A 12,720-nucleotide genomic window follows, 5' to 3' on the forward strand; every position below is an offset into this window, starting at 1 on the left:
TTTCTTTACTGATCTAGCTTACCGATAAACGGTTAATAATGCAAGCGATTGCGCAAAAAAAGACCGGTAAAACCGGTCTTTTTCACACATCACGACTAACAAACAAACTGGTATAATCGTGATCTAAAAGGCGCCACCGCCAGAACCACCACCGAAACCACCCGAGCTACCGCCTGAGAAGCCTCCAGAATCGCCTGATGGTGAGCTAGCCGTACTCGAGGCACTTAGCGCGCCAGATAAACTATCTCCTAATGTTCCCGATAGATCCAAGCCACCCAAATCACCATAAAATAACGGGTAGTAGATGAGCAAACCACTAGCTAACGCTTCCGTACCAAAGTCGACTTGGAGTTTAGCAGCCACAGTTTCCGCTAGTCCGAAAGCAGTTGCATAAGGGAGAATTGCTTCCCACAAAACTAAATCGCCGATTTCAGCAGTATTAAAGTGCCCAATATCTTTTAACATTTGACGAAAGCCATTGATTTGATTGACCAAGATCAAACCTTCATCCGTATTAATCGCAATTTGTCGGTATTTGGTTAACGCTAATATCCAAAACGCCACCGCGACTATTCCAGTCACCGCACCACTCATTAACGAAACCTTCGGACTAATTAACCAACCGGTCCCGGTGACCACAAGACTGAGCACGGTGATCAGCCAACCAAATCCTAGCCAATTACGTGTTAACGCATAGTTATTCATATCTTGATAATCGGTCACCTCTTGATCAACGGACCACTGCCAATCGTCAAACCAATCATTCAAGCGGCCCTGTTTGTCCTTTTCACCAAAAGCCTTCAATTGCGACAAGGTCAACGTTTCACTAGCCGTCACTTTTTCAAAGCACGTTGCTAAAAATGAATTCGTCAACGGTTTTAATTTTGTTAAAACCACAATCGGTTGTTTCCGTCCAGGTTCAGTTGTAATCGTTAATTCCCGATTAGCCGCCGCTTGCAAGATCTCGGCTGCCAATGCCCGCGTATCAGGTCGGCGTGTCCGCCATAGTGATTGCGCAACTGCTGGCGTCACCGCTGGCACCTCAAACGAATGGTTAATTGGTATTGGCCGTTGATGGCGATTAGCGGGGTGTCGACGAAGCCACCACCAAATGCCTATTAAAGCCATCATTAAGCTGCCAACCGCCGCACCATAAATCACCCGGCGAATCAGTTGTCGACGTTGCCGCCGCTGATTGGCGGCTTTTGCTAAGGCTGCTTCTTGTTTGCGAACTGCAGCCAATCTTTTTTTGGAACTTGTCCGTGAATTCGTTGCCGTGACACTGGTTGGAAAGACGAGGTGACTCTCGACAAATTGATTGGCAGGATTGCGAGCCACGGTCATCACAACCCGTCCTGCTTGACGGTTAACTTGCGTCTGACCAGCTAAAGGACCATGTGTCCACGCTTGCAAGGCCGTGATCTTTTTGGCCGGCAATTGCACGGTTAATTTGACGTTCTTTAACGCCACATCCCACCCAGTCCCAATAATCTTCCAATTAAGTTCGGCGGTATCTGCATAGTTGGTCACTACCCCATTGAGCCGATAGCGATAAGTCACCTGCAACTGATCGCCATCGCTCACCTGACGATACAGTTTAAAACGCATTTGTTTACTCGTTTTAGTCAGTTGATACGTATTATTAGCCCCGGTCTGATTGGCTTGAGCAATTTGGCTTTTACCTTGATTCAAGCGACTCGTGACTTGTTCAACCTGGGCGCCTTTTAATCCTCGTAAATCCTGGACATTAAAAACACCATGATAATCATCATCGAATTCATACGTCATCGCTTGTGTGACCTTGGCATTGCCATTTTTTTGAACATCAATATGGACATTATAATGATTAATTGTATAGTCTGCGTGGGCGATCAGTGGTACCCCAAGTAGGCACACACCCCAGGCACTGACTAGACTCATCACAACTAGCCACCAACGTTTTGTTAACCGCATCGTTATCCCCTACTTTCCCCCATTTACTGCCAAGTGTATCAATCCCCGGTCAACGCCGCAAGTGGGACCCTTTCCATGGGCAAATCTGGCGGTCTGTTGTAGCATAGACTTATCAGCTTAACTTATCGAAAGGGGTTTTCTCAGTGTCAGCTACAACTATCCCAACACATATTAAAGTTCGTGGGGCCCATGTCAATAATTTAAAAAATCTAGATGTAGACATTCCCCTCAATAAATTCGTGGCCATCACCGGCCGTAGTGGCTCTGGCAAGTCATCCCTCGCTATGGGCGTACTCTATGCCGAAGGGGCCCGACGCTACTTAAATGCACTCTCAACGTTTACTCGGCGACGCATCAATCAAGTTGGCAAAGCCGCCGTTGACGACGTGCAATACTTACCGTCTGCCTTGGCTTTGCGACAACGACCACAAGTCCCCGGCGTCCGTTCCACTGTCGGCACCATGTCTGAAAGTTTAAACATTTTACGGCTGGTCTTCTCACGACTTGGTTCACCAGTCTGTCCTAATGGGCATCGCGTGCAACCAACGTTAGCCATCGCTGAAAATGATGGTTACGTGACCTGTCCGACTTGCGGCGTGACGTTTAGAGCGTTCGGCGCTGAAGACTTTGCGTTCAACTCCAACGGTGCTTGTCCAACTTGCGGTGGTTTAGGTGAGGTTCGCCAACTCGACCCGAATCGATTAATTGCTGATCCCACCCAAACCATTCAAGAAGGTGCTGTAGCCTCCTGGCACCTTCCCGGTCGTAACTTCATGCCGATTGTCGCCAATGCCCTAGGAATTCCCATCGATGTGCCATATCAAAACCTCAGTGATACGGACAAAGAAAAAGTCTTACACGGCCCGAAACAGACCGTTGCCATTAATATTCCAAGTGCCAAGGGCAAAATTTTCCACATGGATAACGCCGTCTATGAAAATGCCTTTGCTGCCGTTGAAGATAGTCTCGCTACCACCAAAAATGAACGAACCATCAAACGACTCAATCGCTTCTATACCTTCGATACGTGTCCAGATTGTCATGGTTCTCGGTTCAAGCCAGCCTTGTTAACCCAATTACTTAATGGTCAAAACATTGCCGAAACCAGTGACCTCACCGTGGCTGGCTTGCATCAATTTGCCACGACAATCGTCAACTGGTTGCCGGATGAGATGCACGACCTTGGTCAATCGTTAGTCGACGAACTATTATTAAGTCTCAAACCAATGGAAGATTTAGGCCTAGATTACCTAACCTTAAGTCGTCCTGGTGCTACTTTATCGACTGGTGAACTCCAACGCATTCAATTAGGTCGGACACTTCGCAGTGCCACAACCGGGGTGCTCTATGTCCTTGATGAACCTTCAGTAGGGCTCCACCCGGCCAATGTTCAGGGGTTAATTAAAGCTTTTCGTGAATTAATCGCCCAAGGTAATTCAGTCGTGGTAGTCGATCATGATACCAGTATCATTGATGCAGCCGATTACGTCTTAGAGATCGGTCCAGCTGCCGGTAAAGGTGGTGGCACTTTGGTTGATCAAGGTACGGTCGCTGAGATTCGCCAACAGCCCACGTCACTCATTGCCCCATTTTTAAACGGCACTGCGACTTTACGTGAACGGCCAGTCCTCAATGAAACTGACTTGTGGCAAAAAGGGCAACTTGAACTTGAAGTCGCCCATCGATTTAATATTCAAGACATCACCGCTCACTTTCCTAAAAACCGCTTAACGACCGTGACGGGCATGAGTGGTGCTGGTAAAACAACGTTAATCTTGGATAGTTTGATCCCAGCATTAACGGCGACCGCAAAACATGAACCGTTACCAACCCACGTCAAAAGCTTCCATAATGATCATATCCGCCATGTCGTGGAAGTCGATTCCGTTCCCGTTGGTAAAAATGTCCGGTCAACGGTAGCGACTTATACCAATATTTTGGATCACTTACGTCGCTTATTTGCGGCCACGCCGGCAGCTAAAGCTCACGGTTGGACGGCCAGCGAATTCTCATATAATGTCGCAGCTGGTGCTTGTCCCATGTGTGGTGGGACCGGTCAGATTTCATTAGATGTTCAGTACCTCCCCGACATCACGGAAGTTTGTCCACAATGTCACGGGCAACGCTATAATAAAGATGTCCTTAGTGTGACCTGGCATGACAAGAATATCGCTGAGATTTTAGCACTTTCTGTTGATGAAGCTTTACCATTTTTTGCGGAAGAGACTAGCATCACCAATACCTTGCAGATTCTACAATCAATGGGTCTTGGCTATCTTTTGCTTGGCGAAAGTACCCCTGCACTTTCAGGCGGTGAAGCCCAACGACTGAAGCTGACCTCTCGTATCGGTAAACGCCAAAACGGGACCTTATTTGTCTTTGACGAACCTTCAGTTGGGTTACACCCATTGGATATTCAACAGCTGATCAAAGTATTCGACCAACTGATTCAACAAGGTGCGACAGTGATTGCGATTGAACATGACTTAGATGTCATTGCCAACGCTGATTACGTGATTGATATGGGTCCAGCTGGTGGGATCGATGGTGGTCACATCGTCGCAACCGGTACACCAATGGCCGTTAGTGACAATCCAGATAGCATCACCGGGCACTATTTAAAGCAACATTTGGCTCGTTTTAATGAATCGAATTAATCACCTACGTCAGCTAGTGATAGATTGACTCATGAACTATCCAAACAACATCAAATATAGCCGAGAGTTCGTTCACTCAGGGCCCAGCCGTGGGGACTCTTAGCAATTTATCGCTTAGAGTCTGGCGCTTTTGAAACGCGGTTTTAGCAGTTCAAAACGACGGTTAAGGCCGCCCTTTGGCTTAACCGGTTCACCCACAGTGTTCCGGCCCTGAGTGAACGAACGGTAGGCGGCAAACAAATCCAAATAGCAAAAGCCCCCAGCAATGATCGTTCAATTGCTGGGGCTTTATTTGCTATTTTTGCTGATTCAAATGTGGCAAAGATAAGAAAATCACGAGTCCAACCAAGAATAGGACACTTAATGAAGCGGCCCCAATCGTTGATTTGCCCGTCATTTGGGTGACAATCCCGACGAGGACTGGCCCCATCACAGCGGAAAACTTTCCAAGGATATTGTAAAAGCCGAAAAACTCACTCCCCGTTTGCTTAGGAATCAAACGACCAAAGTATGACCGACTCAAGGCTTGAATCCCACCTTGGCTAGTCCCAACTAACACCGCTAAAATCCAAAAATCAACTGTTGAGTTTAATCGTAAGGCATACAAACAAATGCCTAAATAAATGACAATACCGATTAAAATACCGGTTCGCGTCGACGTTTTATTCGCCAACCACCCGTAAAGTAGTGAAAACGGAAAGGCCACCAATTGAACAACTAATAACACAATCATTAGTGTCGTCGTCGTAATGCCCATATCCATCCCGATTGACGTCGCCATGGTAAAGATTGTATCGACACCATCAATATAGAAGAAATACGCCACTAAAAACCAAGCTGCTGCTTTATATTGCCGAATATGCTTCAACGTTTGCCAAACCCGTTTAAAACTAGCCGTAATCGGATGGGCACTAGGTTTCAAGGCATACACTTGATGAACATTTTTTAAAATTGGCACATAAAAGATAATCCACCAAGCCGCCGCTAACACAAAGCTCCAGCGGGCTACGCCATAGCTAGACAACAAGCCAAAGCCACTCGTTAACTGTAGGACTAAGAACAAGATAAAGGCTAAGACGCCACCGAGATAGCCGAAGCCGTACCCATACGATGACAAACGATCCATATCTTTATTAGGGGCCACATCGGTTAAGAAACTATCATAAAACAAGTTACCACCGGAATAGCCAATAATCGACAAAATATAAATGCCCAACAACCACCGCCAAGCAGTTGGTGGCGCAATACTTAGGCCTAGCGTCATGACCATCCCAACTATCGAGAACAGGTTTAATAGGCGTTTCTTAGCTTGTGGGTAATCCGCTAAAGCCCCTAATACCGGTGCTAGAATTGAGACCAATAGTGTGCCAAAACTATTGGCATAGCCCCAATAGGCCGTCGCATTAGCCGGGCTAACCCCGTCAGCTTGCGCAATCGCTTTAAAATACACCGGTAACACGGCGGTGGTGACAATAATACCGTAGCCGGAGTTGGCCCAATCATAAAAGATCCAACTCCACTGCTGCTTATTAAACTTCATCAGGGCCCTCCTTAAAGACAGCATTTAAGGCATGACCTGCCAAGGGTTGTTTGAATTTCAACCCTAACAAACGTGCAAAAGTTGGCGCTTCGTCTACCAAGTTAGCACGATCAATACGGACCCCAGCTTTAATGGCTGGACCGTTTAAGACTAGCGTGGTTTGATAATCGGGCTTATCAGGATCATATCCATGGACGCCATGATACCGATCCGGTTGTCCTAACGTATCTGGATGTACCGGTTCCACAATTAATGGCCGCCGACTTTCATCGGTAAAGTAGTAACCTTCCTTGGCCTCTACCATCAACGTGCAAGTCGGATCGGCCCCACGTTCAGCAGCGGCGGCACCATCAATCACGTTTTCCACCCCAGGGACTTGTTCGATCATTGCTTTTAAGGTTGCGATATCATCAAAACCTTGTGTATAGATGTAGGTTGAACCATCCGTTGACTTCGCCATCACCGTCCAATCGCTTTCGAACGTTTGATCAGCACGCGGCCTTAACCACCCTTTTTGGGCGAATAACGTATTGAGATGGATCATGTGATCAACATTAATCTGATAATGATCGCCTAAAACAACAAAGTTCGTATCCACAAACGTTCCCGCTTTTTTCGTGGCCTGAATCAATTGTCCGACATGCTTGTCTAGCCGATGCAACCCGGCCATGGCTTCTTTAGAACGCACCCCATAACGATGCCGCATACTGTCCATATCAACTAAGTGAATCATGGTCAAGTTAGGTTTTTGATTAACCAACGTGTCCACGGCACAGGCCGTAATGAATTCATCGAGTTGTGGTTGTTGAATACCGCGCCGCAAATGACCATAACGATGATTCATTTTCAGTAAAAACCATGGCGAACTTGCTTTAAGTGAAACTAGTACTTGGTTCGTCCAAATTCGGTTTGGAAAAATTTCCGCCAAATTATATGTAATTTTACTACCGGCTGTGACAGGCCATAAAAAGGCCGCGGTCGTTAATTTCTTTTGGCGTGCCAAATCGTATAGCGTTGGCACCTTCACATCTTTTTGATACCAAAACCAATCTGGTGAACGTCGTGTTGGTTGTAATTTCGTATTATTGATAATCCCGTGAGTCTTCGGATATTGTCCGGTCACAATGGTCGTATGTGACGGATAAGTTAAGGTTGGATATACCCCGGTAACCGCCTTAACCCAAGCGCCATCCGTCATTAACTGATTCAAAACTGGTAATTCAGCCCGATGCTCGCGTAGATCACGAAAACCTAAGGCATCCAACGAAATAATCACTAAGTGCTGATTAGTCGCCATTGGAAATCACTCCTTTATTTAAATAAAACCGACGATAACTAACTGTATCGATAAGTTAAATTATACCGCAGAATTTCGATTGCATGTCAGTCCCATACAAAAAGGCCACCCATAACAGGCAGTCTTTCCTAAAATGATTCATCTTTCGGCAATAAGGCTTGTCGTTGTAACCAATGCAAAGCCATCGTCACCCATTCCGCCGCTGGTGCATTTAAATAGGCCGGTTTAGTCGGGTGTGTCGTCACATGATCAGCTAAGGCCAATCCATGCTTTCCATCACCAAACAGATGATATTCAACTGGTACCCCTGCTCGTAATAGAGCCTGTACATACCGTAACGAATTTTCGGCCGGGACTAGTGCGTCAGTGGCCGTTTGCCAAACGAAGGCTGGTTTAGCAGCTGATGTTACGGTCTTTTGAGCAGCCCACAACGTTTCGTCGGGGGTAATTTGTTGCCGAGTAGCCGCATCGGTTGGAAACCCTACCGTTAAATCAATCGCCGGATATCCCAAAATAATGGCCGCATGCTGCCCCTGACCTTGGTCTAATTGATATTGGCCGCGTAACGTGGCATTGGTGGCGATACTATTATAAGTTGCCACCACATGACCGCCAGCTGAAAAGCCGGCCAAAATCAGACGTTGACAATCGACATGGTGTTGCTCAGCCTGTTTGGTAATCCAGTTTAGGGTCTCGGCTATTTGCTGTATGGCAGTTGGATAAACGGTTTTATCTGCCGTTATCACTTGATATGGCAAGACAATTGCATGCATTCCTGCTGCCAAAAAACGTAACGCAATCGGGGTCGTTTCACGTTCCGAGTGATAGGTAAAGCCACCGCCAGGACAAATAATCACGACCGGATAGTCGACCGTTGCCTTAAAATCTGCAATTTGATCGAGCCAATACGCCGTCACTTTAAATGAGCCACTTCTACCTGCTATCGTTGCTGCTTCAATTTGCATGGCTTGTTTCCTCCTAAGTTAATCCGCAAGTTGTTCACGCTTACATTATAAATTTAATAACCGATGACCGTCAATTTTATTCGCACAAATTTTTGTATTTATTCGCTTATTTATATATAAAAGCCTTTACATTTGTTATACTAGAACTATCTTAATGATCACGAAGGTGACGACATGGTAGAAAAGACTTTTGAATCCATTTACACCACACTAAAAGACCGGATTTTGGCCGGTAAATACAGTATTAAAATGCGACTCCCCATCGAAGACGACTTAATTGCCGAATTTGAAGCCAGTCGCTACGCCGTTCGCAAGGCGATTCGCCAATTGGCCGATGATGGTTTAGTCTACAGCGTTAAAGGGCGTGGGGTCGTGCTATTAGAGCATACCCCGCAAACCCAACAGTTTAATTTAAATTTGGGTCAGTTGGCCGGCATCAAGGCTTTAAATACTGATAAGACCTTAGATTATCGAACTGACGTGGTTAGTTTTACACAAGAGATTGTCGATGCTGATCTAAGCACTAAAACGGCTTTTGAAATTGGCATTCCCGTTTATGCGATCAAACGCGTCCGGCTATTTAATGGCAAACGAGCAGTGATTGATATCAACTACTTCAATGCGCAACTCACTCCCGGTATTAATGCTGAAATTGCCCGTAAATCCATCTATCATTATCTCCAACACGACTTAAAGATTAAAATTGCAGTCGTCAAACGGATGCTTCGAGTAGATTCCGCCGAAATGGTCGATTTAAAATACCTCGACCTCGGTCAGAATAATTGTGTGGGCAACATGATTAGCATTGCCTTCAATGATACTGGCCGCCAATTCGAATATACCGAATCCCATTTCATTCCTAATGAATTTGTCTTCAACCAATTAATTCGTAATTAAAATTTACAAAGTAATTCCCACGAGTCAGTGACCGTGGGAATTCTTAATTATTACAGGGGTTTTACTAATTATTTTTGTCCAGTGGTTGCACTTGTTTCAAATCATTTTGACATATATATTCGAACAAATATTGACTATTTGATGTTTCGGATTATAATAATGGTTATAAAAGCTAATGGGGGTTAGCTTTTGAACCTATCAACAAGTTAGGCTGGTCGGTTTGGGGGATTACAAGGTCATAGGAGTTCAGTTGTCACCAGCTTAACCCAAACGCTACGTTGGTGATTTTTATTTAATCAAATTCGGTCAACAACCAAACGTAATTCGTTGGCTCGTGAATTCATGAACAATTTGGTCGACAATTTTTGGCAATTTAGTTAATCATCGATATACTATTCACCATATAAGTGCTAGATGATTGATCAAATCAATTTATCACTTAGAATGCGGTTAAGGTCAGGGAGCATTAGCAATCACGTTTGGGGACGTTATCATGATTAGATCATGAACTGATTGCTAAATATAAGCATAAAAAAAGTAGCCTGGAAAAATTTCCAAGCTACTTTTTGATTAAACATTAGTTATCAAAATCGTTTAGTGGCGCCGTTGACGTCGAGCAGCAAAGCCACCCAGTGTTAACGCACTAGCCAAAACTAAACCGAGCATTGAAGCAGTCCGATTTTGCGTTTCATCAGTTTGTGGCAAACCTTTACCTTTTAGCGCTGCGACTACCCGAGCACGTAAGGCTTCCAGCTTAGCAACCAAGGCTTGGTCGCCATTAGCTTTAGCCTGAGCAATAGCTGCATCTAACTGTGATAACAGTGCTTCTTCCGCCGCTGCCTGTTCATCAGCAGGTAATGCTAATGCTTCATCAAACTTATCTTCAAAACTTTCTTCAACCGCTTGATCATAATCTTCGGAATAGAGATGTTCTTCTTCATCCGGTGTTTGTTCATCAGGAACCGCCGTATTGGGATCTTCGGAATCCTCAGGTTCATCAACATCGGTTGGTGTTTCTGGTTCTTCAGTTGTTGGTTCTTCTGGTTCTTCAGGATCAGTTGGCGTTTCGGGTTCTTCAGTTGTTGGTGTTTCTGGTTCTTCAGGTTCTGTTGGAACTTCTGGAACTTCTGGCTCTTCAGTTTCTCCTGGTTCATCAGGGAACTCAGGATCTGGATCTGGCTCTTTAGGATCATTCTCATTATCTTTGTTATCTTGTAAATCCCAACGATGAGTTTCAGCTTTAACCACTACTTTATTGGCAATAATATTACCATCTAAGTTTTGGTTAGCAATCACTTCAGCGGATGGTGCCAACACGCTACCTTGGAAGGCCGCATTAACATTGATTGTGCCAGCGTATTGCTTATCACTGGCCGTTGAATCAAAGAAGTTCCAAAGTAAATGGTTATCCCCAAAGTCTTCGGTTTCATGATTATTTCGATCGGAACCATCATCATAAACAACCTTAATTTGTGAATTAACATTGTAATCAGCTTGGCCTTCCGTATCAACATTGATAATAATGGTATTCCCATCTTTATCTGAAGAAAGTCCCTTGATCGTCAATGGTGTATTGCCAGCAAGCACATCGGCTGATAAATTAATCACAATTTGACCATTTTCATCAGGTTCTAGATCACTCACGTCAATGACCCGATTATTCATATCCGTGAAGTCACTATTGGTGTAACTCACATTACTGTCTTTAACCGCTAAAGCGGCGTTAGTCTTCTTTAATTGTGCAAATTCTTTTTCAAAATCAATATAAACATTGCCAGCTTTATCTTGATAGACTTCTTCTGCTAGCAAATGATCAATATAGGTGCCATTAACCATGGGCCGGTTGGGATTGCTAACATCGATTTCAATACCTTCACCAAAGATAACCTTATTGACACGAGTATCCCCATTAGATACAAAAGAACTATTCGCGATGTTGGTAATATTTTGAATATATGAAATATCTTTATCAAGCAATTCTTCGATAATATTGGTCCCAAAGTTAACGTTACCAATTAAGTTACCAACCGCGATATTCCCATTCGTATGTGCATTTAATTCAGCTTCATTCGCAAAAATATGGAATTGCGATGAAATGCCTAAGATATTGTGCAAATCAGCATAATCATCATAAACTGAACCACCATCTTGCACGGCATCATTGACCGCAGCAGTCACTTTAGCATTTGATTTAAACGTCCCAAAATCAGAGGCTGTTGAACCCAGATCAATACTAGTTGTTTGAACTTTTTGAGCGGCATCGCTAGCATCAGCAGTTTGATCTTGAGTATCCGTTGTTGATGTGGTTTTAGCTGGTGTTTGCACATCAGTTTTAGTCGATTCTGCAGTCTTGGCCGTATCCGTTTGAGCCGTCTTAGCTTGATTCTGATTAGTCGTATCCGTCTTGTCAGCAGTCACCTTAGTGGTATCTGCGCTCGTTGCTGGCGTTTGACTTGATTGGTCGTCCTTAACGTCAGTTTGACTTGATTGACTACTTTGATTGGATTGACTATCAGCCTGTTCATTACTAGATTGACTGGCATCTTTAGATTCACTCGTCGCGTTGTCATCAGTTGTAGCCGCTTGTTTTTGAGTCGTAGCCGTTGACTTCAACGTTACCGTACTCGACTCACTTGTTGAACTAGCGTCATTTGCTTCAACGTTACTGTTACTACTATCGGCGTTAGCATCAGCTTGCACCGTAACGCTCGCCCCACCTAACGTTAATAATACCGCACAGGCAAACGCCCACTTACGGCCAATTTTGTACATCTTAAAATGCGTCCGTTTACTTTCCATACATACACCCCACTAAAAAATTATAGTTCCCTAAAATCCTTTTAATCACCCTTTATTCTCACGCTTTTTCCGGCAATATTCAACCGTTATTAATGAATTATTTTGTATAAAATCATAATTAATTTGTTGATCTCAAAATCATCTATGTTTAAATAAATAGACCAATTTAACTTACTTTGAACAGTGTTAATTGGCACAGCGCCTTAGGTCCAAATAACAACTGTACCAATTAACTGAGCGACAAAAAAACTGATCATCTGCATAACACAGACAATCAGTTAACTACTCCTTTATTTCAAAATTGATTTGATAACCATTAGTTCGCTATCCATTATGGCCGTCAATTGATGCTTTTCATTAGGCCGCATTTGAACAATTCTACCCGGATAAATGATGGCTGTTTGTGACTCACTCGCAAACGTGACCTTTCCTTTAATGGGGACCACAATGACCTCATAATTCACAAAATGTTCAGGTGTTGCTTGTCCAGCCGCTAACACCAAATGAGTGACAACTTGCGATGGTGTTTCGACGAGATTCTCAAATAATTTAATATCCGTTTGACCAGTATAGACTTGCATCTTGTCACCTTCACCTACTTTTAAGATAGTG

General features: G+C 44.2%; 8 protein-coding genes. 2 read left to right on the top strand and 6 right to left on the bottom strand.

Annotated features, from left to right (window positions below):
* Nucleotides 1–123: 123 nt before the first annotated feature.
* Nucleotides 124–1,953 carry a DUF2207 domain-containing protein gene (locus FFM84_RS13985; RefSeq protein ID WP_130845896.1) on the bottom strand — a complete coding sequence of 610 codons (1,830 nt, stop codon included), beginning with the start codon at nucleotides 1,951–1,953 and terminating at the stop codon, nucleotides 124–126.
* 143 nt (nucleotides 1,954–2,096) lie between these two features.
* Here FFM84_RS13985 and FFM84_RS13990 point away from each other — a divergent pair, with 143 nt between their 5' ends.
* Nucleotides 2,097–4,610 (top strand): excinuclease ABC subunit UvrA, encoded by a 2,514-nt coding sequence (locus FFM84_RS13990; RefSeq protein ID WP_130845897.1) that lies wholly within the window; start codon nucleotides 2,097–2,099, stop codon nucleotides 4,608–4,610.
* Between the two features lie 295 nt (nucleotides 4,611–4,905).
* On the opposite strand, the gene FFM84_RS13995 is transcribed toward FFM84_RS13990, so the two are convergent.
* From FFM84_RS13995 to FFM84_RS14005, 3 genes are all read right to left on the bottom strand, one after another.
* Nucleotides 4,906–6,150, bottom strand: coding sequence for an MFS transporter (locus tag FFM84_RS13995; protein WP_130845898.1), 1,245 nt, complete (start codon nucleotides 6,148–6,150; stop codon nucleotides 4,906–4,908).
* Entirely contained in the window at nucleotides 6,140–7,447 is a 1,308-nt protein-coding gene (locus tag FFM84_RS14000; RefSeq protein WP_130845899.1) for an alkaline phosphatase family protein, read from the bottom strand. The genes FFM84_RS13995 and FFM84_RS14000 overlap by 11 nt, the downstream gene beginning before the upstream one ends.
* 128 nt (nucleotides 7,448–7,575) lie before the next feature.
* Complete coding sequence (locus tag FFM84_RS14005) at nucleotides 7,576–8,412, bottom strand: alpha/beta hydrolase (RefSeq protein ID WP_130845900.1); 837 nt, start codon at nucleotides 8,410–8,412, stop codon at nucleotides 7,576–7,578.
* A gap of 174 nt (nucleotides 8,413–8,586) precedes the next feature.
* On the opposite strand from FFM84_RS14005, the gene FFM84_RS14010 reads away from it, so the two are divergent.
* Nucleotides 8,587–9,309, top strand: coding sequence for a UTRA domain-containing protein (locus FFM84_RS14010; RefSeq protein ID WP_130845901.1), 723 nt, complete (start codon nucleotides 8,587–8,589; stop codon nucleotides 9,307–9,309).
* 594 nt (nucleotides 9,310–9,903) lie between these two features.
* Here FFM84_RS14010 and FFM84_RS14015 read toward each other — a convergent pair.
* Both FFM84_RS14015 and FFM84_RS14020 read right to left on the bottom strand, forming a co-directional pair.
* Nucleotides 9,904–12,108 carry a collagen-binding domain-containing protein gene (locus tag FFM84_RS14015; RefSeq protein ID WP_130845902.1) on the bottom strand — a complete coding sequence of 735 codons (2,205 nt, stop codon included), beginning with the start codon at nucleotides 12,106–12,108 and terminating at the stop codon, nucleotides 9,904–9,906.
* Between the two features lie 290 nt (nucleotides 12,109–12,398).
* Nucleotides 12,399–12,689, bottom strand: a complete 291-nt coding sequence (locus tag FFM84_RS14020; protein WP_130845903.1) for a cupin domain-containing protein — start codon at nucleotides 12,687–12,689, stop codon at nucleotides 12,399–12,401.
* Between the last annotated feature and the right edge of the window lie 31 nt (nucleotides 12,690–12,720).

This window comes from Lactiplantibacillus mudanjiangensis, assembly GCF_005405385.1.
Taxonomy (GTDB): Bacteria; Bacillota; Bacilli; order Lactobacillales; family Lactobacillaceae; genus Lactiplantibacillus; species Lactiplantibacillus mudanjiangensis.